This is a genomic window from Campylobacter rectus (genome assembly GCF_004803795.1).
GTDB lineage: Bacteria > Campylobacterota > Campylobacteria > Campylobacterales > Campylobacteraceae > Campylobacter_A > Campylobacter_A rectus.
Genome location: NZ_CP012543.1, coordinates 164584 through 185593, shown reverse-complemented (window position 1 = coordinate 185593; position 21010 = coordinate 164584). Strand labels below are relative to the sequence as shown.

Below are 21010 nucleotides of genomic sequence, written 5' to 3'. Positions count from 1 at the left end.
ACCCAAGAAAAAAGAAAAGCTTAAAGCTAAAATTTACCATTCTATCGCACTACAAGAGCAAAATTGACCCAAATCTGCCGTCAAATTTACAATAAAATCAGCGACGCCACCCAAACCGTAGCCATGCCTACGATGCCCATTATAAAGGTAAGCATCGTCTGGGTCTTGTAGCCCTGATCGGGCGACATCTTGCTAAAGTTCGTAACGACCCAGAAATAGCTGTCGTTAGCGTGCGAAACCGTCATCGCGCCCGCAGCTATCGCCATTACCGTTAGTGCCGCGCCCATCTCGCTCGCGAGCCCGAGCGCGCTCATCATCGAGCTGCTATCGGTGAAAAGCCCCATGATAGATGCCGTCGTCGTAAGCGCCACAGTCGAGCTGCCCTGAGCGGTCTTGATGATAGCAGAGATAACAAACGGGAAAAATATGCCCACGGTGCCGATGAGGTGGGCATTTGCTTTCATAAACTCGACGAATCCCGCTTTGGCAATGACGTTGCCAAGCACCCCGCCCGCAGCCGTGATGAAAAGGATCGGTCCCACGATCTTTAGCGTTTCGTTGGTCATAAGGTTAAATTCGCCCAGCTTGCCCGTTTGAGCCAGCAAAATAACGGCAAATAGTACGCCCACGCCGAGCGCGATGATCGGGTTGCCCATAAATAAAAAGAAATTCGCAAACATACCTTTTAGCTTTAGTATCGAGACGACCGAACCTAGAGCCATCAGCAAAATCGGCATAAAAATAGGCGCCAAGCTCAAAAACGCGCAAGGCAGCTTGCCGTGCTCTTTGATGATCTCGTCGTAGCTCTTGCCGACCTCCGTTAGATCCTCTTTTAGGCTCACTTTTGCGCCGATAGTTTTGGCAAAAAGATAGCCCGCGATGAGAACCGGTATCGAAACTACCGCGCCCACGGCGATGACTAGCAGCAAGTTGTGCCCCACGCCCACGAGTCCGGCGGCCGCTATCGGACCCGGAGTCGGCGGTATAAATACGTGCGAGGTGTATAGGCCACAAGAGAGCGCGACAGCCATAGCTACGGGGTTGGCGCCGATCTTTTCCTTTATCGCGCGGCGGATCGGATCTAGCACCACAAAGCCGCTATCGCAAAAGACCGGGATACCCACGATCCAACCCATGATGAGCATGGCTAGCTCGGGGCGCTTGTCGCCTACGCATCGCACGACCATATCGGCCAGCTTTAGCGCCGCGCCCGTCTTTTCCAGCGCCATACCGATGAGCGCGCCCAGGATGATGACGATGCCTATGCTTTTAAATATCCCGCTAAATCCCTCTCCGATGATCGCGGGAACCTTGACCAGGTCGATGCCCGCGACGATGGCTAGAGCGAGCGAGACGAGCATAATCGCTATAAAGGGGTGAACCCCGAACTTAGAAATCAGCACGATCATAATAGCGACCGCGACGACGAAGCAGACGATGAGAGCAATACCGCTCATAACAGCTCCTTTCGGATAAAATTTTTGCTTAGAGCAATATTACCGAAATTTGTTTTTAAAATATCTAAACTAGATTTGAAATTTTAGTTTCATTTTATATAGCAAAGGCCGAATTTGACGACTGATTACTTTTGCGGTAAATGTGCGGACAGCTTTGCCGCGGTTAAATTTTGTTTTGAATTTAGGTTCAAATTTGGAGCAAATTTATCACAAAAAATAACTTGCGAGGTTAAATTTACGATATTCAAAATCGTGAGACAAGCGTCATATTTAACGGCTAGCACTTCCCGAAGTTCAAATTTAACTCCGCCTTAAGCCTTACGACATTATTATTTTATCAATGATTTGCAAAAGATGCGAAGCGGTCAAATTTAAAGCAGTTGCGGGTTTTATTGACCCGCATATTTTAGGCGCGAGGCAAAACGTACCGTCTCTGTTTTGCCGACAACTAAAAAGGATACGCTATGGGCATGATAATCTTACTTTTTTACGTTATTCCTTATATGGCGGTTAGCGCCATAGTGATGGTCATCACCGTAAAATACACTAATAAAATTTGGATCAGAGGCATAGTAGCGGCCGCGCTATTTTTGATCCCGACCTACGACATCATCATTACAAATATTCTTGGAGTGTATTACTGCGCTACCGTTCCAAAAGCTTTTATAAAGGAGACGGTAGAATATCCTGAAAGTATTTATTTTGAGGATAATGTTTTTAACGGCTTTAACGAGCAAGATATAGAAAATATGATGAATAATTATCTTGACGGCATTCATCTAAAAACTTTGGCTTTAAATTTACCCGACGGAAACGTAGCCATATATCATTACGAGAAAAATCAAGATGAATACGACAAAATAGTAAAAGAGGTCAAGCAAGAGCTGGGAGATAAGACGTCGCACTATGATGATATCAGAGCTAGAATCATAAAAATAATCGACTCAAATAAAATCATAACTACGAAAGACAAGATGCCTAAGATGAACTATGCCGTCCTATATGACAAGGTAAATTTAAATCGGTTCGCTTCTAAATACTTTCACTCGGACACAATGAGAATCATAGACAATAAAACAAATGAAACTATTGCTTTTCAACAGAGATACTTTATGTTTAAGAGGTTAACCGATTATAGTGCTGGCGGCTATAGCGGAAAGTATATATGTGATGATAAAAGAATTTCTTTAGTTATGAACACTTTTCCAAAAATGGATTTAAATATAGGATACGTGTTACTAAATTTTGATGCGAGATTTAAAAATTACTTTAAAGGAGAGTAAAATGAGAGTAGAAGAGCAAAATATTACGCTCGCTACAAAAGACTCAAGAAACGCCACAAGCAGACGATTAAATTTAACATCCAACTCTCGACTCGAAATTTATTTGGCAAAGCCGAGTCGATAAATTTAATTGACAAATTTAGCAAACAAGCCGTACTTATCCGCCAAAAGATAAAGTCCTAAAAACAAAGCGGCGTATAAAACTGTTTTAAATATTTTTAGCAAGGCGTGCAAATTTGATCCTTTTTGCTTCGTTAAATTTGAGTGAATTTGGGAACGTGGGATTTGAAAATGCGGGGAAATTTAAATCAAGGCAAATTCGGCTAAATTTAAAAGCCGAATTTAAAAAACAAGAGCGGCAAAGGCTCAAATTTAACCCTCGCCGCAAGTAAATATCAGGCTAAATTTGCACGCCGAAAAATAGGCGCGCAAAAAGCAAATTTACCTCGATAGCTTTAGCAAATACCCGTCCTGCGTCTTTTCGATCGCGTGTTTGTAGCTGCCGTCAAGATCGAAAACTACGCGGTAAAATTTACCGTGCGAACCAAAAAGCGCCGTTTTGAACGCGCCGCAGTCAAGCTCGTCTTTTCTCGTATTGGCGTCCGTTTGCGAGGCAAAGTCGATCACGACTTTGGTGCCTTTGCTTATCGAGTAGTCCTTTAGCTTTTCGTCGGTCGTGAAGATTTTTATTTGCATCGGATATATCTCGAATTTCGTCTGCTTATAGGTGATTTGCTTTTGAGGCCCCGTCTTTTCAAGCGGCTTTATGACGATATCTTTTAGCGGCTCTTGCGCGGTCATATTGAGCTCGGTAGGCTTTGGCGCGGCGCTCTCTACGGCTTTTGGCTCCTCTTTAGTGACCGAGACGTCGGACTTTGGTGCGACTACGGGGACGGCGATCTTGTCTATCGAAAACTCGTCCTGCCACGAGATGCTTTTGTTTATATCAACGGTCTTTTCCTTGATGCTGCCGTCGATGCTTTTGTATTTTAGCGTGACGGAGATGAAGTTTCTAGAGTCGGCGGGAAATTTGAAATTTTGCTTCTCAAAAGGCGGCAAATTTTCCACGACGTTGCTACTAGCCATACTTGCGTTTATGTCGCTTGACGGCGCGAAAGGATTTTCTCTGCCCAAAGCCAGCCCGCAAACCAGCGCCAAAAGCCAAATTTTACCTATTTTCATAACTCCCCCGTTTTTTAAAATTTATCCGATTTAACTTATTCATCGCCGGGCTCAAGCTCTTTTAGCTCGAAATACGCCTTTTGCAGCTGGGCGTTTTGTTTTTTGAGCGTTTCGACGTCGCACTTTAACTGGACTTTTTGCTCTTGCAGGCTTAGCATCACGTCTAACGAGCGCTTGCCGAAGATTATATTGCCCACGTAAATGCCAAAACACACCACGCAAAGCGTGATAAGTGCAAATCTAAAAAAAAGCCTAAGATCAAACGGCTTTTTCTCAACGCGTTCGTCTAAGGCTTCGCTCAAATTTGATTTCCCAAAAACTCGTCCGTCTCGCGCTCGATCTCAAGCAGGCGGTTGTATTTGGCGTTGCGTTCACTTCTTGAGGTCGCGCCCGTTTTGATTTGGCCCGTATTCATCGCGACGGCGAAGTCCGCGATAAAGCTATCCTCGCTCTCGCCGCTTCTGTGGCTCATCACGCAGCGGTAGCCTTTGCGCTGAGCTAGACGGATCGTCTGCATAGTTTGGCTAACCGTGCCGATTTGATTTGGTTTTATTAGGATCGCGTTGCCTACGCCTTTGGCGATGCCTTCGCGTAAAATTTTCTCGTTCGTTACAAATAGATCGTCGCCCACGAGTTGCACTTTGGAGCCAAGCCTGCTCGTTAGCTTCGCCCAGCCCGCCCAGTCGTCCTCGCTTAGGCCGTCTTCGATCGAAAATATCGGGTACTTCTCGCAAAGCTGCGCGTATCGCTCTATCAGCTCTTCGCTGCTAAATTCCTTGCCCTCTAGCTTGTATTTGCCGTTTTCGTACAGCTCGCTAGCTGCGACATCTAGGGCTAGTTTGATCTGCTCGCCTGCCTTGTAGCCCGCTTTTTCGATAGCTTGCATGATGAGTTTGATCGGCTCTTCGTTATCGTTTAAATTCGGCGCAAATCCGCCCTCGTCGCCCACGGCCGTGCTGTGACCGGCCGCGTTTAGAAGGCCTTTTAGCGTGTGGTAAATTTCAGTCGCCACTCGCAAAGCATCGCTAAATTTATCAAATCCAAACGGCATAATCATAAATTCTTGAAAATCCACGCTATTGTTCGCGTGCGCGCCGCCGTTAATGATATTAAACATCGGCACGGGCAGTACGCTAGCGTTTGCGCCGCCAAGGTAGCGATACAAAGGCACGTCAAGGCTTTTAGCCGCCGCGCGCGCTACCGCCATAGATACGCCAAGCACCGCATTTGCGCCCAAATTTGAGTAGTTATCGGTGCCGTCAAGCTCTCTCATTTCGTCATCAAGCGCCTTTTGATCAAACGCATCCAGTCCGATCACGGCTTCGGCGATCTGCGAATTTACGTTTTCTACCGCCTTTAGCACGCCCTTGCCGCAGTATCTTTCGTCTTTATCGCGAAGCTCCAGCGCCTCGCGTTTGCCCGTGCTTGCGCCGCTTGGGACTATCGCGCTTGCTACGGTGCCGTCGCTTAGAGCCACGGTTGCTTTCACCGTCGGGTTGCCGCGGCTATCTAGCACCTCTATCGCGGTTACGTCTTCTATAAATACCATTTCTTATCCTTCATTAGTCGTTATCTTCTTCGGTATCTTTGCCTGCATTATTGATAATATGTTCAATACCCATCGAGCTCTTTATCGCTGAAACTATTTCAGATACTATTTCGGGATGTTCTTTTAAAAACGCTTTAGAATTTTCCTTGCCCTGCCCTAGTTTCGTCTCTTTGTAGCTAAACCATGCACCGCTTTTATCCACGATATCAAGGCTTACGCCATAGTCGATGATCTCGCCTTCGTGGCTCACTCCCTCGCCGAACATTATATCAAATTCCGCTACTTTAAATGGGGGCGCGACCTTGTTTTTCACGACTTTGACCTTCGTGCGGTTGCCGATAGGCTCGTCGTTTTGCTTTAGCGTAGCGATTTTTCGCACGTCTAGGCGCACTGAAGCGTAAAATTTAAGCGCGTTGCCGCCGGTCGTCGTTTCAGGAGTGCCGTAACCCATCGCGCCGATTTTCATACGAATTTGGTTGATAAAGATCACGGTCGTGTTCATCTTGTGCACGACGCCCGCGAGCTTACGCAGCGCTTGGCTCATCAGGCGCGCTTGCAGGCCTACGTGCTGATCGCCCATATCGCCCTCGATTTCGCTTTTTGGCGTGAGCGCCGCGACGCTATCTACGACGATAAGATCGATCGCGCCGCTTCTGGCTAAATTCTCCACGATCTCAAGCGCCTGCTCGCCGAAGTCCGGCTGGCTGACATAGAGATTGTCCGTATCTACGCCCAAATTTGACGCGTATTTGACGTCTAGCGCATGCTCGGCATCCACGAATGCGCACGTTCCGCCCGCTTTTTGACACTCGGCGATGATATGAAGCGTGAGCGTCGTCTTTCCCGAGCTCTCCGGGCCATAGATTTCAATTATCCTGCCTTTTGGTATGCCGCCGACGCCAAGAGCCAAGTCAAGTCCGAGTGAGCCCGTAGATACCGCATCTATGGGCTCTATCTCCACATCGCCAAGACGCACGATAGAGCCTTTGCCAAATACCTTATCGATCTGTTTTAGCGCGAGATCAAGCGCTTTTTTCTTATCCGCTTCCATAATTCACCTTAAAATAAATTCGTCTGATTTTATCAAATTTGAGATGAATTTTTGATTATTCGCGCAAATTTGAGACGGGTTTGAGCGCGGCCAAATTTGCTCCAAATTTACGCCTTTTTTAAAACGTAAAGCAGCTCGCTCACGTGCGTCGGACGACTGGCTAGATTTCTGCTACCGCGAAAGGCGTTGTATTTTTTCTCCAAAATTTGCACTTCGCCCAGCCTTGCTAAATTTTCGCTAAATTCCTCGCGCGCGATGAAGCCCTCGGAGTTAAACGAGATGAGCACGAATTTAGCTTTTAGCTTTGAGATTAGCTCGAAAAATGCCGGCGCGGCGGCTGATTTTTGATTAAAAACCGAGCGGTTCCAGCCCCTAGCGATACCAGAAACCCGCGAGATTTCGCTCGGACGCTCGTAGCTAGCGATCAAATTTAACATAAAGTAGTTCGAGCCGTAGGGGTGCTGGTTATAAGGCGGATCAAGATAGACCAGATCAAGCGGCGGAAGCTCGGCGGCAAGCTCATTTGCGTCTCGCCTTTGCACATCAAATTTGACGTTAAAATTTGAAAAAACGGGCTTAAGCAGGCTGATATCTGCCGTGATGCGAGATAGCGCGTGTTTGCCGCGTCCGCCAAACTGCCCCAGGCCGTCCTTGTTTTTGTGAAAGCCCTTAAAAATGCCGCTGGTATTGGCGTGCACGCTAGCCGAATACAGCAACGGAGCGACGAAAAAAACGCGCAGATCCCGCGGCACTAGCGCCTCGATCATCTGGCGCGCGGTGTCTATATAGGCGGCGTTTTTTTTCGTGTAAAAGACGCGGTCTTGGGCTGAGATATTTGCTTCGTCTTTTGGCGCGTAAAGCTCGCAGATAAAGCCTTCCTGCAAATTTGAGCCGATTTGGCGAGTTAATTTTTCATGCCAAAAATCAAGCTCTTTTTTAAACTCCGCGTCCGCATTTGCGAGGTAGCATTCATTTGTTACGCGGCTATAAAGCTCCAGGTCGTTTGCGACGATGAAATTTGCGTGGGATTTTAAAAACCGCGACACGATGCCGCTACCGCTAAAAAGGTCGCAGCAGCTTAGTTTTTCTTTGCCAAGCGCGTGTTTTGCGATATTTACGCCTTGTTCGATGAAGCCTAAAAGCGAGCGTTTGTTGCCTAGATAAGTTAAAATTTGCTCTTTTAAATACGCCTGATTTTCCATATTTTTCTTTATAAATTCCGCATTTTTATGGCGATTGTAGCAAAAATTTACTATAATTTCGCAATTTAGCCGCGCGCGAAATTTAAAGCGGAGCAAAAAGGATAAAATTTGAAGATTTTTAAGCATATAAACGTCGCCCACTCGCCGGATGCGGACGATATTTTTATGTATAAGGCGATTGATTTCGGTTGGGTGAGCTCCAAAAATCTAAAATTTAGCGCCGCCGCGCTTGATATCCAGACGCTAAACGACGAGGCGCTAAAGGGCACGTATGAGGCCACGGCGATTAGCTTCGCGCTATATCCGCTCATCTGCGACGAATACGCGCTTTTGCGCACGGCGGTGAGCTTCGGCGAGGGCTACGGCCCAAAGCTAGTTAAGAAAAAGGGCGCGGTTTTAAAGCGAAATTTCAAGGTCGCGCTCAGCGGCAAACACACGACAAACGCCCTGCTTTTTCGCATTGCATACCCGCAGGCACGCATAGTTTATAAAAACTTCCTCGAAATCGAGAGCGCGGTCTTGAGCGGCGAAGTGGACGCGGGCGTTCTGATACATGAGAGTATTTTGGACTTTTCGGACGAGCTTTGCGTGGAGCGCGAGATCTGGGATATCTGGAGCGAGCTAGCGGGCGAAAATCTGCCGCTGCCGCTGGGCGGTATGGCGGTTCGCCGCAGCCTACCGATAACGGATGCCATAGAGTGCGAGCGCGTGCTAACGGAGGGTGTGCGTATCGCCACCGCGCATAAGCCCTTTTTGTCGCACATGCTAATAGAGAGAAATCTCATCCGCGTCGATAAAGAAAAGCTAAAAACCTACCTAAATCTCTACGCAAACGACAGCTCCGTCTCGATGAACGAAACGCAGCTAAAGGCGGTAAATAGGCTCTTTGCGCTCGGTTATGAGCGCGGATTTTATCCGCTGCCTATCGATGCCAAAAACTACCTCGTACCTGCCGAGTACAACGATATAAGGTTTAGCTAATGCAATCAACGCTCATAGAACTCGGTATCGAAACCTTTAAGATCGCGCTTTATCTAAGCTTCCCGATGCTGCTGGCGGGCCTGTCGGCGGGCCTTATCATCAGTATATTCCAGGCTACGACGCAGATAAACGAGATGACGCTAAGCTTCGTGCCAAAGATCATCCTCGTCGTCGTCGTGATTATATTTTTGATGCCGTGGATGGTCTCGATGATGGTCGATTTCACGACGCGTATGATAGAGTTTATCCCGAATTTCGTGCAATGACGCAGCTTATAGACTTTTCTAAATTTAGCTCGGTGCGAGTGGGCGGTGTGCACGAGGTGGCGGTACTAGAGAGCATAGAGGACGTGCTAAAGCCGGGATTTGCCGGGCGCATGATGATAGGCGGCGCGAACAACCTACTAGTCTCGCCAAATCCGCCCGCGATGATGATGCTAGGCGGAGCGTTTGATTATATAAATTTAAGCGGCGACGTGCTTGGTATCGGCGCTGCGACGAAGTCGGGCAAAATTTATAACTTCACCAAAAAGCACAATATCGGCGGATTTGAGTTTTTGCAAAATATCCCCGGCACGCTAGGCGGGCTAATAAAAATGAACGCAGGGCTTTGCGGCGTTAGTATCAGCGATGATCTGCTCGCCGTGCGGCTGGGACGCGGCCGGGTAGAGCGTGAGAGGATAAATTTTAGCTACCGCAAAAGCGGGATCGAGGGGCCGATTTTCGGCGCCGAGTTTAAAATCTCGCGCGAATTCGACGCAGCGCTCGCCGCCGATTTTGCCGCTAAACGCGCAAATCAACCAAAGGGCGCTAGCTTTGGCAGCTGTTTCGTAAATCCGCCAGGCGACTACGCGGGCAGACTGATCGAAGCAGTGGGACTTAAAGGCTACGCGATAGGCGGGGCTAAATTTAGCCAGCAGCACGCAAATTTCATCGTAAATTTTAACGCCGCGACCTTTGCGGACGTGACCGGGCTCATAAATTTGGCCCGCGAGCGCGTTTTGGAGCAGTTTGGCACCGAGCTAAAAACCGAGGTCGTGATACTCTAGACCTAGACTTACTAGAATATTACAAAAACATCATTTAACTAAAAACGGTTTTTGATTAAATTAAGCACACCTAAATTTCTGCTTCGTTTAACCCGTAAAATGTTTATTCTTAAGCAAATATTTCTATTTATTTTTATACAATAGAGGTTTTTTTAAAATAAAGGATAAAACAATGACTTTCACCGAATCGGTAAAAAGTTGCCTTAGCGGCTACGCAAAGTTTGAAGGCAGAGCATCTAGATCGGAGTACTGGTGGTTTGGAGTCTTTAATTTTCTGATAGATATAGTTGCGATTTGCATAGACATAAGTGCATCAACCATATACGAAAAATCAGAGCTTGTTTCTACGCTTGTAGCTTTAGCCTTTTTATTACCCAACCTTGCAGTCTGCGTTAGAAGACTGCACGACCTAAATAAAAGCGGTTGGTGGGTGCTGCTCTTTTTTATTCCAATCATTGGTCCAATTGTTTTAATTATATGGTTTGTTATGCGCGGTACGGTAGGAACGAATAATTTCGGCGAAGACCCTATTCCCGAAAGTAATTTAAATAATCATCAAACAACAGGAGAATAACGAGGTATCCGTTCGCGAGCGCGTTTTGGAAAAATTCAGCATAGAGCTAAAAACCGAGGTCGTGATACTCTAAAAAAGAGAAAACATAAAAATCGGCAGTCCTGGCGCTAGCTACGGTAGCATGTCGTCTCTGGGTGCGCAAGGCCTAAAAGATCGCAAAACGCGCAGGTTATCGACGTCGCCGTCCTGCGAGCCGAGCTCATCTCAAACCTCGTCTACGCCCGCCTATCTACGGCTACAAAAACAAAGCGCTAGAAATGGACGCGATAAAGCCCGTGGTCAAAGAGCCGTTGCCTGCGGTGCTTTTCGCGCCGGGCGGAGGTTTCATCTCGTCAAATAAAACAAATTTCTCCAACCTCGCGCAGATATAGCTCAGGCGGGCTACATAGTCGCAGCCATAAAGTACCGCACGGCTCCGGAGGTTAAATTCCCGGATCCGCTCATCGACGTAAAATCTGCGGTAAGATTTTTGCGAACAAATGCGGATAGATAGGCATCGACCCCCTCCCGCAAAGATCGCCGTCATAGGCGATTTCGCAGGCGGATACCCGGCTGCGATGACGGGCGCGACAAACGGCGTCAAGGAATTTGACCAAAGCAAAATCTAGGCCAGAGTAGCGACGTGCTCGCGGTTATCGATATCTACGGCCTCTCCGATCTCGCTAAAATCGGGCACGGCTACGCCAAAGAGCTCGAAGAAGAACACTACTCTGCATCCGCTCCCGAGGTGCTATGGCTAAACGGCATAGCGACGAACTCGCGCACGAGCGGTGACGCGCTAAAATACCCCGAACGAACCGCCAAAGCCAACCCGATCAACTACGTCTTGGCCGCCGCTCCGCCGTTTTGATCATGGTCGGCGACCAGGCAAACGCGTCTTGCCCAACCAATCAGAGCTTATGCGCAAAGTTTTATCGCAAAAGAGCGCAGACTCGAAACTCATCGTCGTAAAGGGCGCCGATCGCGGCGAACCGCAGTAGGCGCAGAAGCAAGTCTCGGATATTTTGTCCGATTTTTAGATAAAAATTTGAAAGGGAAAGGGTAAAATTTCGCTCTAAATTTAAGTAAATTTCAGCAAATTTAGCAGACCTGCGAGCCTTGCGGGCAAAATTTACGTTTTCAAATTTTACTTTGCATACTTGTTAGTTTTCTCGGGCATACGGCCAGGACCGGTAAATTTACGTTTTATAAGCTCGTCAAATTTGCTTTTACGGCGCCGACGCGATACAAATTTAGCTTGCGATTAAAGCGCAAATTTACCGTTTCGCAAAACAAATTTAGCCGTCTTTATACCGCCTAGCTCCGGCTCTTTTTATAAATTCATAGCGCAAACGCCGCGACCTTGCTTTTTGATTTACATCTTGCGATAGCCGCGACGAAAATCGCCGTAGGTCAAATTTAACGGACGTTCCCGCCCGAATAAGCCATAATCCCAAAAAGAACGAAATTAGCGAAACGGGACTTGGCGGCAATTTGCGTTTTTTGTATCGCGCCTAGATACTTTGTTTTCAGCACTACGGCGAAATTTTACGCTTTTATAAAATTTGCCGCCCGTCTTTATCTCTAAAATCCTAATTTTAATCTTACTCCCGCCGCACTTGCCTGCATTTATTCTTTTACATCGCGTTTTGCTCGCTTTGCTTTAGATCCGATTGCAGTTGCGCCGCCAAAAACCTCGACTTCGTCGCCAAGCTGTCGGTTTTATCGGCAAAATCTCGTTTTTGATTCCGTTTGGAGCGCCTCAGCGGAGCTTTTAGTACCGTTTGACGCTAGAGCGCTCTTATATGCGCGCTTTTTGCATTTTTGCCGATCGCAAACCAAAAAGACGAATTTTTACGTTTTATTTTTCGTCTAGCGATTCTGAAGTTACTTTGCGGGCCTGTTACGGCGCTGGCGGCGAGAGGTTTTTTAGCCTTTACTCGACCTGCGCCGAGATTTTGCTCGTATTTTGCATTTGTTTTGATTTTTTGTGCCTATGCTTAGCAAAATCAAACGCAAAAACAATTTAAGCAAGGCCGAAAAACGCGTCGAAAACGTCTTTAGGCGGCTCGCAAATTCGCCCGACAAAGAAGAAGCGCGCCACAAGCAAACCCTGTCCGCATAGATTTAGAGCGTAGCCGCGAAGTCTGCTAGCAAATTTGTCTCGCGTGCTATTTTTGCGGTATTTGCTTGCAAATTTCGAGCTTTTTGGCACATCAAATTTGACTGCTAAATTTGCCCGTAAATACCTAAAAATGCTCGCCAAAGTCGTGCAAAGGCTTCATATCGTCAAAAACAAGCGCACAAATTTCTACTTCAGTCGCCAAAACTCCGCTAAAAAATTGCCGACAACGAAAAACGGTTAAATTTGCCAAAACGGCTGCACGACTCTTGATATTTCGTAGCCGCTTAAACCATCCGCAAATTTAACTCGGATAACAACCCGCCAAAGCCGCAGCGGCGACAACGATAGTAAGCGCGGCCGTTAGTTTATATAGCCGCAAAGCTCCCGCGCAGCGACTTTTCATATCGCGGATTTTAGGCGGCTTGCTAGCCAAATTTAGCTCCGTAAGCGCCGCGTCAAATTTACCGCACCCCAGCCTCCCCTCCGCAAAATCTCTAAAAATCAGCGTATCAAAATGCAGCCTAACGTGCAGATAAAATAGCCCCGCAAAAGCCGCTAAAAAGCCCGAAATCACGGCAAAATTCGTAAAAATCGTAAGGCAGACGGCTAGCTGGAGCAAATTTAACAAGAAAAATAGCCTATGCGTCGCTAAAAGTCTAGCCGCAACCAGCGCCAAGGCTCTATCATCCGTCCTTTGGCGGCATTCTCGCTCCCCACCTTGCGCCGCTATTTTGCTTTGCTCCGCATTCGTCATTTTCCCTCCTTATTTTGGGCGTTTGCCTTTGGTTAAATTCCCGTTTGTTTTCGCCGAGAATTTTGCCATGCCGCTTGTTTCCAGCCTGCAGATTTTTTAAATTTGATCCCTCAAACCGGACTTGATCAAATTTAGCCTGCGTCTATTTCGCGCTTAAATTTGCCGGTCTTTACTCCGCTTTCAAATTTAGCTGGTGCGGACGGCCATCTGCTCTATCAGCTCACGCAGCGAGCTAGAGACTGCGATCTTTTCGCGGCGAGATTTTAGCAAATTTAGCGCCTCGTCAAAGCCCAGTCCCTCGTAAATCACTAGCCAAGCAAGCAGCACCGACGCGCTCCTGCCGTAGCCCAGCGCGCAGCAGACCAGCACCTTTTTATCGTTTGCTTCGGCAACTCGTTCGTTTGAGTTTGCAAGAGTTTGCTCCATCTCGGCGATCTTGCTTTTGTTTGCCGCGCCGCACGTTTGCAAATTTACCCGCGAGCCCGCTTGCCTGTGAAATTTCAAATTTTGCTCGTTCGCGTAGCCGTTTGCTTCGGCGCTAAAATTTGATCCTAACTTTGCCACACTTTGTAATAAATTTTCGCCGCTGCTAAAAGCCATTTTCACAAGTCGCTCAAGCTCGTCCGCGCCGCGTTTTAGCTCGTCTACGCTCGGCGTTATCATATCTAGCATAGGTAGGCTCGCGTAAATTTGCGCGCCGCCAGGCCGCTCAAACTCGGCCGCACAGTCTAGCACCGCGTCAAATTTACCCGCCTGCTTAACCGAGCCCAGATACAGCCCTGGCAAAATCTCGTCTGAAAGCCAGCGTCCGCGCAGCCAAAAAAGCGCATTTAGCCGCGCTACGCAAAGATAGGGAAGAAGCAAAGCTTTAGCCGCGGCGGCGTGACGGCCTTGCCCGTTTTTAGCAAAAACTCCCGCACCAAAAAACGCGTAACCGCAAGCAACCAGCGCGAAACTAAGGCTCGCCCACGATAGCCACAGTATCCACGCGCCCCAAATTTTAGCTCCCACGATCGCCGCAAAAAGCGTCAAAAACGCGAGTCCCAGATATAGCGCCGCCCATTTGTAGCGCGCGGCCTCCCTAGCTATGGCAAAACTAAGCGGCGCGCCCTCTAGCGGGCGAATCAGGAGCACAAGGCAGCCCGCAGCCAGCCCCGTCGGAATGTCGATAAAATGGTGCTGATACGTGGTCAGCACGCTAAGGCCGATGAGCGCAAACCACGCCGCAAGCGCCGCTTTAAGCCAAACCGCGCGCGCCTTGCGAAGGTAAAATGCGCCCACGACGACGCAAAGTATGATGTGCAGCGATGGGGCTTGATTAAACGGGAGGTCAAAGGCGGCAAGGCTCGAGAACAAAAAGCCGCTAAAGCCCGAAACTGCGGGCTTGTCCCACGACATTTGCAGAGGAAAAGCGATAAAAAACAGCGTCGCGATCATCTGAGCGACTAGCAGCTGTATAACGTAGCGCGCGAGCTCCCCGGCGTCACGGCAGAGGAAAAATCCAAGCGCGTAGAGCAAATTTAGCGACCAATACGGCACGATGCTCCACGCCCAAAACGGTAGCGCGCGCTCCCACGCGAAATAAATCTCGAGCACGTTTGCGCGGGCGGCGGAGAGGGCGTTCGTGGCGCCGTAGCTAGCGTAAAATATCGCGGCAACTACGACTAGCGCGATAAGCTGCGATAAAAACGGTTTTGTTTTCATTTTTGCCTTTTTTGCTAATTCTATCAAATTTTAGCGGATTTGCGCTTTTACGGCTTAATCGGTTCCGAGATCGCTCGCTTGACGTAAATTTGTAAATTTTACTTGCCGATACCCGCACCTTTAAGGTGCTAAATTTGAATTAGTCAAATTTAGTTAGATTCTTTTCGTAAAAACAACCGTTTAAGGTTGTTTTTTACTTTGTTGTAAAGGGGGTGGGGGCTTAAATTACGCTCTGCCAGCAGTTGCGAAGCGTAGCTGAAGCAAAAGAGCTCCCTTTTGTATCCGCCTTTCTCTTTTCTTCGGGAGAGGAAGGGGGTACTACTTACGAAGCGTCGCCTTCCTTTGCGTCGTGCTACGCACTCGCAACTGCCGAAGGCAGACCCTCTCCCTTCCTGCTTGCAGCTGCTAGCGCAGCGACGCAGAAGCCCTCTCCAACCCCACTGCACGTTCAAGGGGTGCGACCGCGCTACCGCGCCGCACGTTTTTTAGTTTAGCATTTTTGGGGTACAGGTCTCGGCGAGCAAAATTTGACTTCAAATTTGAACATAAAAAGTTAAGGCGAAGTATCGTGAGGTGATTTTAAATGTTTTGAAGTAAATTTCGTCCCAAGACTAGACAATGTAGTCTGTCGCAGGGCGAAATTTACGAAATCATTTAAAAGCACTCGCGAGACAAGCCGCAAAAGGCTAAATTTTAACAGCTAAACTCACGCTAAATATCCCATCCCCATCTATCCACTCTCTTACTTTTTTAAATCCCGCATTTGCTACGAGCTGATCCATCTCGGCCTGGCTGCGGCGGCGCATGATCCACGCAGCGCCCTGCCTGTGGCTAGATAGAGCGCGCGCGATCATCTCAAGCTGCGGATGCCACGGCTGATTGGTATAGATGAGGTAGCCGCCGCTTCTTACGCTGCTTGAAAAGCCTTGTAGCGCGGTGCGCACGACCGAGTTATCCGGGAAGAGCTCAAACAGCCCTGACACGACGCCAAGCGTATATGCGTCCTGCAGACCCTCGTAGCTAGCGGCGTCAAAGGCGTTTGCCTGCGTGAAGCTCGCGACGTCCTGCAGCCCGCGCTCCTTTATCATTTCGCTACCGGCTTTTACGTTTATGTCGCTGTAGTCGCGCAGCGTTATGCGCTCAAATTTATGCCCCTGCGCGGCGTCCAGTATGTATCTGCCGTGTCCCGAGGCGATATCGAGCAGTCGTAGCGGCTCGCCTCGCTCCTGCAGATTTGCCACGGCTTGATCGATAGCTAGCTTGATATTTCGTTTGCGCTCTCTGATACCGCGCCAGCCGATGGCGTTTAGGTAAAATTTGTCGATAAATTTAAAAAATTTATTCGCCCCTTGCGGTTCGTTTCGGTAAACGTAATCAAGCGTACTGCCGCTATCGTAGCCGGTATTTTCGCCGATCTTTAGCCCGCCGACCCACGGCGAAACCGCCTGCATAAATATCCGCTGAAATTTAAATCGCAAATTTTTCAGGCTAAATCTCGGTAGCGGCGTAGCTAGCCTATCGGCCTCCTCGCGGCTAAAGCCGTATTCGTCCGCATGCGTGCAGTCTACTTCGCTAAAAGGCGCTCTAAAGCGCTCGCCGACAAACTCGCGCACTATCTCAAACGCCCTCTCCCGCTCGCTTTCGCCCAGCGTATCGTGGTAAAATCCCTCTAAAATCTCGCGCCTTTTTACGCGCGCGCCAAGAGCGTTGTAAAACTCGTGCTGCGGGGCATGCTCTACGACCCAATCATCGCCTGAAACCAGCAGTAGCGTAGGCGTCGTGATAGCGGCGGCGTCCGAAACCACGCGCTGCGCCGCCTCGTAAAGCCCAAGCAGTATGCGCACCGAGATCGCGCGAGTGATGAGCGCATCGGCGTCGTAGCTAGCCTGGCGCTGTTTGTCGTGCGTGAGATAGTGCGCCTTGACGTAGCTGTTTACGAAAAAATTTCCGCGGGCGCAGTAGAGCGCTTTTAGTCCCGCTCTAGCAAACGGCACGTAAAGCTTCACGCTAAACGCAGGACTAGCCAGCACCGCGCAGCGAACGCGCGGAGCGTAGTCGTGCAGCCACGCCGAGACCAGCACGGCGCCCACGCTCTGGGCTATCACGGCTAGATTTTGCGTCTCAAAGCCAAATCTCTGCTCGATGTGCGCCACAAACTCGTCCACGTCGGCGATGAGGCGGCCGATACTCGGCGCGTCGCCCCGCTCGCCCTCGCTCCTGCCGTGTCCGCGCTGATCCCAGGCAAAATAGCTCAAACTCTCGTCCGCTAGCCCGTCCGCTACGTGCGTCGTCCTGCCAGAGTGCTCGTGTCCGCGGTGAAATATCGCTACGGCTTTGGCGTTTGGCGCGGCTTTAAATTTGAGATTTTGCTCGGCGTTTTCAGCCAGCTCTTTCTCGCTCAAATTTGACGCGCCGCATTTGCTAGCTTCATTTAAATTTGAGTCCAAGTTTTCGCCGCCGTTTGGTAAATTTTGCTCCTCAAATTTACCCTCGCCGCCAAAATTTGGCTCCGCATTTTCATCCGCACCGCCTGCTTGCTCGATAGTCAAATTTGACGTTTCGTTTGCGGCCCCGGCGCTTAAATTTGACTCGTCAAATTTGCCGTCCTCGCTCAAATTTACTTCATTTGCGCCCTGGTTTTCGCACGCTACGTCCGCAGCCAGGCGGTATCTGTAAAATATCTTCGCGCCGTCGCTTGTTATAAAATAGCTCTCTTTAAACTCCATTTTTCGCCTTTCTCGCTTAAATTTATTGATTTTTCTACTTATTTTATCCTAAAGTGTCCCGTTATCTCGTAAACATTTAGCACATCCTCCTCCTGCGCGCCAAGCCCGATGTTGTGGATCACGAGCGGGGTTTTGCCGGCGACAAATTTATCCGAAACTATGCCGATATGCGGCCTGCCGTTATCCAGCCGCCACGTCACGATATCACCGGCTTTAAACTCGCCCTTCGCCTCGTAACCCTTGCGTTTTAGGTAGGTGGCGATGTTTGGTACGCGGCGATGATCGATATTTTTGTCGGTCTTTTTCGCGCCCCAGTTTTTTGGATAGGCGCTAAAATTTGCGCTCATATCCTCGTGAATGAGCCGCTGCAGATCGATATCCTGCCCGCGCAGCGCCCTAACTACGACGCCGGTGCAAACGCCTCTTATCATATCCACGTCGCCCATCGGATAGGCTAGCCTCTCGTACGAAGGATCGTAAAACAGCGTCTGTCCGACCTGCGCTCTAGCGTCTTGCACGAGCTTTTCGGCCGAAAATGCAAAGGCAAAATTCGCCGCGAGCGCTAAAAGTAAAATTTTGCTCCAAATTTTCATCAAAACCTCACGCGTAAAAATATCTAACTATGTGAAAAAATATCGGCGCCGCAAAGCACAGCGAGTCCATGCGGTCAAGCATCCCGCCGTGCCCGCTGATCATGTAGCCCCAGTCCTTGACGCCCAGATCGCGCTTGATCGCAGACATAACAAGCCCTCCTAAAAAGCCCATCATACAAACGGCAAGCCCGATAAAAAACGCCCCCGCAGCGCCAAAAGGCGTGAGATGATGTAGGCACGCGGCCAGCGCGCTAGCGCTAAGAACCCCTCCCGCAAAACCGACCACGGTCTTAGACGGACTGATGCTAGGCGCGATCTTGCGCTTACCAAAAAGCTTGCCCCAGACGTACTGCAGTACGTCGCTAGATTGCACGACTATGATCAAAAACAGCATCAGCTCCATGCCGTTACCGCGCTCAAGATCCAGCAAAAGAAGTGCGGGGATGTGCGAGATACAAAACACGCAGATCATCAGCGCCCACTGGATCTTCGTCGAGCGCTCTAAAAAGTATGCCGCATCGCCGCAAATAGCCGCCAAAATCGGCAAAAATAAAAATCCGTAAACCGGGATAAATATCATCGCCATCGCGTACCAATCGGCATAGATAAAAATATACTGCACGGGCAAAATCACGTAAAAACACGCCACTAGCGCGATGTGATCGCCCCTGCGGATGTAGATGAGCGACAAAAACTCGCGCAATGCGGCAAAAGACACGAGCAAAAACAAAAATATCACGGCGTTTTTGCCCATATACGTAAACGCAAAAATGACCAAAATCATCGCCCACCAGGCGTTTATGCGCGAGGTCAAATTTGAGATGGTTTTGTTTTCGGCGCCGAATTTCGCCTTTAGGATAAAGGCAATGGCGCTAGAGACGACTAGCACCGCGATGAGTCCTAAAAATAGATTTAATATATGATTTTGTGGGTTCATTTTAGTGCCTTTCGGTTAAATTTGAAGCTAAATTTGACATCTGTTTCGGAGCTCTCCGAGCGAGTCAAATTTGCGCGGCTTGTTTTTGCGTGCGTTTGGCGTTTGGGTAAATTTAGGACATTTGTTTTTGCATATTTGAGTAAATTTGCAAAGGCCGCTTTTGAGGGCCCGACGCTTGGAGTTTGGACTATTTTGAAGGCTTTATCCGTGCTTTGATTTGATTTGGCGTTTTGGTTTTCGTCCGCTTTGGCTGCGGTTAGACTAGGTTTGGCGCTCAAAAAAAGCCGAATTTGGCGCGCCGAGTTTTGCCGAAATTTGACAAGCGAGTGGGACGGAGCCGTAAAAGCTAAAAACAAAAAGCCGTTAGCGGCATTTTTCGTGAAAAAGCGCGCCGATTTTTTGTTTTGAAATTTGGGGCTCCGAAGGCTCGCTTTTTCGTCCGTGCATTTGGGTAAATTTGCAACATTCGCCCTTGCAAGTTTTTGATTTCGGCTCTTTTTGGCATTGCGAGCTTTGGCTCCGAGGTATAGCTTGCTACTTGGAAAAAGCCGAATTTGGCGCGCCGAGCTTTTTACAAATTTACAAAACTCTACGCAAATGTCGGTCGCCGATTTTTTAAAAATTTCGTCAAATTTTGACAAAATCAAACGCCGCGCTTGCCTGTTTTGTAATAAGTTTGCGTTAAATTTAGCAAGCATGCCGCTATTTTTTGCTGCGCGTGCCGCAATTTTAGAGCTCGCTGAGCCCGAAAATTTCACTTCTTGAAGCGCTTGTTTTGCGGTTCGGACGGCTTGCTTCGTTAATTTTTTTAGCAAGAAAGGCTCGCGCTTTAAACTTGCGATTAGGCTAAATTTAGCTTGCAATGCGCCAAGTATTTTAGCCGACGATTCGTTTTTAAATTTGATGTTTTTAGCCGCCGACTTAAAGAGCTCGCCGTCAAATTTACCGTAAAAATCGGTCGCAAATTCACCTCGCTCGTTTGACCGCTTTATCTCACGCCCGAATTCTTTGCGATGAGTGCTACAAATTTTATCTCCAAGCCCCAAGCTGTCGCAAAAAATATCGGCCGAATTTTCTCGCACGCTTGACGGGTTTGCCCGGCTCAAATTTACCCCCGCAGCCAAAGCCGCCGCGCTAGGCTTTCGTCTTGTCATTTTGCGTCTCGCTCATCGCTAGCAGCGCGTCTTGCGCCTTTTGTAAAAACTCGCCCTTGCCCTCGCCGCCGTAAAATATCTCCTCGCCCACGATCAGCTCACAAAGCAGCGGGATAGGCACGAAAAAGCCCTTAGGCAGGACGTTGCGCGCATTTTTGATCCATACGGGCACTAGCGGGACGTCAGGACACTGCTGCGCCAGACGAAATATCCCGCTTTTAAAAGGCTGCAGCGCGAGGTCGTCGTTCATCTTGCGCGTGCCTTCGGGAAAGATAATGAGAGAGTGCGTCCGTAGCGCCTCGCTCATTTGCGTCAGTGCCTCCAGCGGGTCTTTACGGCGGCTGATTAGCACCATGTTAAACACGTTTTTAGCAAGAAACCTACGCACGGGCCCGCCCTGCCAATACTCCGCCGCCGCGACGGGACGCACGCGCTTTCTCACGCGATATGGCAGCGAGACGAAAATCAGCAAAAAATCGCCGTGACTAGCGTGATTCGCGTAGTAAATTTTAGTTCCGTCGCCGATGTTTAAAAGCTCCTGCGGCGGCCGTACGCCCGTGATAAATATCGTGATACGGCAAAGGATAAAATCAAGCGCCGCGGCTAAAAACTCTTTCATATTTTTCCTTTTTGCTTTTATTAAATTTGTCTTGTTTGGAGCGTCAAATTTGACCTGCATTCGTTAAATTCGACGCTTTTACCTTTTAGTTT

At 48.7% G+C, this 21010-nt stretch carries 23 protein-coding genes; 9 read left to right on the top strand and 14 right to left on the bottom strand.

Features of this window, described 5'->3' with window-relative positions; genetic code table 11:
* Positions 1 to 86: 86 nt before the first annotated feature.
* On the bottom strand, positions 87 to 1457 hold the full coding sequence (locus CRECT_RS00990; protein ID WP_004319778.1) for a GntP family permease: 1371 nt from the start codon (positions 1455 to 1457) through the stop codon (positions 87 to 89).
* A gap of 464 nt (positions 1458 to 1921) precedes the next feature.
* Between CRECT_RS00990 and CRECT_RS00985 the strand changes: the two genes are divergently transcribed.
* Together CRECT_RS00985 and CRECT_RS00980 are read left to right on the top strand one after the other, a co-directional pair.
* A complete protein-coding gene (locus CRECT_RS00985) occupies positions 1922 to 2740 on the top strand; it encodes a hypothetical protein (protein WP_004319757.1) in 819 nt (272 codons plus the stop codon).
* A gap of 236 nt (positions 2741 to 2976) precedes the next feature.
* Positions 2977 to 3132, top strand: a complete 156-nt coding sequence (locus CRECT_RS00980) for a hypothetical protein (RefSeq protein WP_004319687.1) — start codon at positions 2977 to 2979, stop codon at positions 3130 to 3132.
* Positions 3133 to 3181: 49 nt separating this feature from the next.
* Here CRECT_RS00980 and CRECT_RS00975 read toward each other — a convergent pair whose 3' ends face one another.
* The 5 genes from CRECT_RS00975 to CRECT_RS00955 form a co-directional block, all read right to left on the bottom strand.
* The gene (locus CRECT_RS00975) at positions 3182 to 3922 is read right to left on the bottom strand and encodes an AMIN domain-containing protein (protein WP_039888234.1); all 741 of its coding nucleotides are present in this window, start codon (positions 3920 to 3922) and stop codon (positions 3182 to 3184) included.
* Positions 3923 to 3957: 35 nt separating this feature from the next.
* On the bottom strand, positions 3958 to 4224 hold the full coding sequence (locus CRECT_RS00970) for an FtsB family cell division protein (RefSeq protein ID WP_004319746.1): 267 nt from the start codon (positions 4222 to 4224) through the stop codon (positions 3958 to 3960).
* Complete coding sequence (gene eno / locus CRECT_RS00965) at positions 4221 to 5471, bottom strand: phosphopyruvate hydratase (RefSeq protein ID WP_004319704.1); 1251 nt, start codon at positions 5469 to 5471, stop codon at positions 4221 to 4223. Before eno ends, CRECT_RS00970 begins: the two co-directional genes overlap by 4 nt.
* A gap of 13 nt (positions 5472 to 5484) precedes the next feature.
* The gene (recA, locus tag CRECT_RS00960) at positions 5485 to 6522 is read right to left on the bottom strand and encodes a recombinase RecA (protein ID WP_004319686.1); all 1038 of its coding nucleotides are present in this window, start codon (positions 6520 to 6522) and stop codon (positions 5485 to 5487) included.
* Between the two features lie 107 nt (positions 6523 to 6629).
* Complete coding sequence (locus CRECT_RS00955) at positions 6630 to 7724, bottom strand: DNA adenine methylase (protein WP_124850399.1); 1095 nt, start codon at positions 7722 to 7724, stop codon at positions 6630 to 6632.
* A 114-nt stretch (positions 7725 to 7838) separates the two neighbouring features.
* Here CRECT_RS00955 and CRECT_RS00950 point away from each other — a divergent pair, with 114 nt between their 5' ends.
* The 7 genes from CRECT_RS00950 to CRECT_RS12410 all read left to right on the top strand — a co-directional run bounded on the left by CRECT_RS00950 (position 7839) and on the right by CRECT_RS12410 (position 11177).
* Positions 7839 to 8705, top strand: a complete 867-nt coding sequence (locus CRECT_RS00950; RefSeq protein ID WP_171992760.1) for a menaquinone biosynthesis family protein — start codon at positions 7839 to 7841, stop codon at positions 8703 to 8705.
* On the top strand, positions 8705 to 8971 hold the full coding sequence (fliQ, locus tag CRECT_RS00945; protein WP_002953589.1) for a flagellar biosynthesis protein FliQ: 267 nt from the start codon (positions 8705 to 8707) through the stop codon (positions 8969 to 8971). Before CRECT_RS00950 ends, fliQ begins: the two co-directional genes overlap by 1 nt.
* Positions 8968 to 9753, top strand: a complete 786-nt coding sequence (locus CRECT_RS00940) for a UDP-N-acetylmuramate dehydrogenase (protein ID WP_004319783.1) — start codon at positions 8968 to 8970, stop codon at positions 9751 to 9753. Before fliQ ends, CRECT_RS00940 begins: the two co-directional genes overlap by 4 nt.
* Before the next feature lie 172 nt (positions 9754 to 9925).
* Entirely contained in the window at positions 9926 to 10327 is a 402-nt protein-coding gene (locus CRECT_RS00935) for a DUF805 domain-containing protein (protein WP_039888233.1), read from the top strand.
* 367 nt (positions 10328 to 10694) lie between these two features.
* Positions 10695 to 10820: an alpha/beta hydrolase fold domain-containing protein gene (locus CRECT_RS12415; protein ID WP_227932326.1), complete on the top strand. Its 126-nt coding sequence runs from the start codon at positions 10695 to 10697 to the stop codon at positions 10818 to 10820.
* Positions 10807 to 10935, top strand: a complete 129-nt coding sequence (locus tag CRECT_RS12900) for a hypothetical protein (RefSeq protein ID WP_257792183.1) — start codon at positions 10807 to 10809, stop codon at positions 10933 to 10935. The genes CRECT_RS12415 and CRECT_RS12900 overlap by 14 nt, the downstream gene beginning before the upstream one ends.
* Positions 10936 to 10949: 14 nt before the next feature.
* The gene (locus CRECT_RS12410) at positions 10950 to 11177 is read left to right on the top strand and encodes a hypothetical protein (protein WP_050771497.1); all 228 of its coding nucleotides are present in this window, start codon (positions 10950 to 10952) and stop codon (positions 11175 to 11177) included.
* Positions 11178 to 12332: 1155 nt separating this feature from the next.
* Here CRECT_RS12410 and CRECT_RS00925 read toward each other — a convergent pair.
* From CRECT_RS00925 to CRECT_RS00890, 8 genes are all read right to left on the bottom strand, one after another.
* Positions 12333 to 12572 carry a hypothetical protein gene (locus CRECT_RS00925; RefSeq protein ID WP_039888231.1) on the bottom strand — a complete coding sequence of 80 codons (240 nt, stop codon included), beginning with the start codon at positions 12570 to 12572 and terminating at the stop codon, positions 12333 to 12335.
* Between the two features lie 160 nt (positions 12573 to 12732).
* Complete coding sequence (locus CRECT_RS00920; protein ID WP_004319795.1) at positions 12733 to 13185, bottom strand: hypothetical protein; 453 nt, start codon at positions 13183 to 13185, stop codon at positions 12733 to 12735.
* Positions 13186 to 13371: 186 nt separating this feature from the next.
* Positions 13372 to 14889: a phosphatase PAP2/dual specificity phosphatase family protein gene (locus CRECT_RS00915; RefSeq protein WP_039888226.1), complete on the bottom strand. Its 1518-nt coding sequence runs from the start codon at positions 14887 to 14889 to the stop codon at positions 13372 to 13374.
* Between the two features lie 686 nt (positions 14890 to 15575).
* A complete protein-coding gene (locus tag CRECT_RS00910) occupies positions 15576 to 17615 on the bottom strand; it encodes a bifunctional alpha/beta hydrolase/class I SAM-dependent methyltransferase (RefSeq protein ID WP_004319725.1) in 2040 nt (679 codons plus the stop codon).
* A 38-nt stretch (positions 17616 to 17653) separates the two neighbouring features.
* Positions 17654 to 18208 (bottom strand): DUF1287 domain-containing protein, encoded by a 555-nt coding sequence (locus CRECT_RS00905; protein WP_004319729.1) that lies wholly within the window; start codon positions 18206 to 18208, stop codon positions 17654 to 17656.
* Positions 18209 to 18215: 7 nt separating this feature from the next.
* On the bottom strand, positions 18216 to 19145 hold the full coding sequence (locus CRECT_RS00900) for a phosphatidate cytidylyltransferase (protein WP_004319768.1): 930 nt from the start codon (positions 19143 to 19145) through the stop codon (positions 18216 to 18218).
* On the bottom strand, positions 19142 to 20299 hold the full coding sequence (locus tag CRECT_RS00895) for a hypothetical protein (RefSeq protein WP_004319750.1): 1158 nt from the start codon (positions 20297 to 20299) through the stop codon (positions 19142 to 19144). The genes CRECT_RS00900 and CRECT_RS00895 overlap by 4 nt, the downstream gene beginning before the upstream one ends.
* On the bottom strand, positions 20280 to 20918 hold the full coding sequence (locus CRECT_RS00890) for a lysophospholipid acyltransferase family protein (protein ID WP_039888242.1): 639 nt from the start codon (positions 20916 to 20918) through the stop codon (positions 20280 to 20282). The genes CRECT_RS00895 and CRECT_RS00890 overlap by 20 nt, the downstream gene beginning before the upstream one ends.
* Between the last annotated feature and the right edge of the window lie 92 nt (positions 20919 to 21010).

Bases quoted from the DNA above. Each gene is read 5' to 3' on its own strand.
- CRECT_RS00990 (WP_004319778.1), bottom strand. From the start codon at position 1,457: ATGAGCGGTATTGCTCTCATCGTCTGCTTCGTCGTCGCGGTCGCTATT.
- CRECT_RS00985 (WP_004319757.1), top strand. From the start codon at position 1,922: ATGGGCATGATAATCTTACTTTTTTACGTTATTCCTTATATGGCGGTT.
- CRECT_RS00975 (WP_039888234.1), bottom strand. From the start codon at position 3,922: ATGAAAATAGGTAAAATTTGGCTTTTGGCGCTGGTTTGCGGGCTGGCT.
- eno (WP_004319704.1), bottom strand. From the start codon at position 5,471: ATGGTATTTATAGAAGACGTAACCGCGATAGAGGTGCTAGATAGCCGC.
- recA (WP_004319686.1), bottom strand. From the start codon at position 6,522: ATGGAAGCGGATAAGAAAAAAGCGCTTGATCTCGCGCTAAAACAGATC.
- CRECT_RS00955 (WP_124850399.1), bottom strand. From the start codon at position 7,724: ATGGAAAATCAGGCGTATTTAAAAGAGCAAATTTTAACTTATCTAGGC.
- fliQ (WP_002953589.1), top strand. From the start codon at position 8,705: ATGCAATCAACGCTCATAGAACTCGGTATCGAAACCTTTAAGATCGCG.
- CRECT_RS00940 (WP_004319783.1), top strand. From the start codon at position 8,968: ATGACGCAGCTTATAGACTTTTCTAAATTTAGCTCGGTGCGAGTGGGC.
- CRECT_RS00935 (WP_039888233.1), top strand. From the start codon at position 9,926: ATGACTTTCACCGAATCGGTAAAAAGTTGCCTTAGCGGCTACGCAAAG.
- CRECT_RS12900 (WP_257792183.1), top strand. From the start codon at position 10,807: ATGCGGATAGATAGGCATCGACCCCCTCCCGCAAAGATCGCCGTCATA.
- CRECT_RS00920 (WP_004319795.1), bottom strand. From the start codon at position 13,185: ATGACGAATGCGGAGCAAAGCAAAATAGCGGCGCAAGGTGGGGAGCGA.
- CRECT_RS00915 (WP_039888226.1), bottom strand. From the start codon at position 14,889: ATGAAAACAAAACCGTTTTTATCGCAGCTTATCGCGCTAGTCGTAGTT.
- CRECT_RS00910 (WP_004319725.1), bottom strand. From the start codon at position 17,615: ATGGAGTTTAAAGAGAGCTATTTTATAACAAGCGACGGCGCGAAGATA.
- CRECT_RS00905 (WP_004319729.1), bottom strand. From the start codon at position 18,208: ATGAAAATTTGGAGCAAAATTTTACTTTTAGCGCTCGCGGCGAATTTT.
- CRECT_RS00900 (WP_004319768.1), bottom strand. From the start codon at position 19,145: ATGAACCCACAAAATCATATATTAAATCTATTTTTAGGACTCATCGCG.
- CRECT_RS00895 (WP_004319750.1), bottom strand. From the start codon at position 20,299: ATGACAAGACGAAAGCCTAGCGCGGCGGCTTTGGCTGCGGGGGTAAAT.
- CRECT_RS00890 (WP_039888242.1), bottom strand. From the start codon at position 20,918: ATGAAAGAGTTTTTAGCCGCGGCGCTTGATTTTATCCTTTGCCGTATC.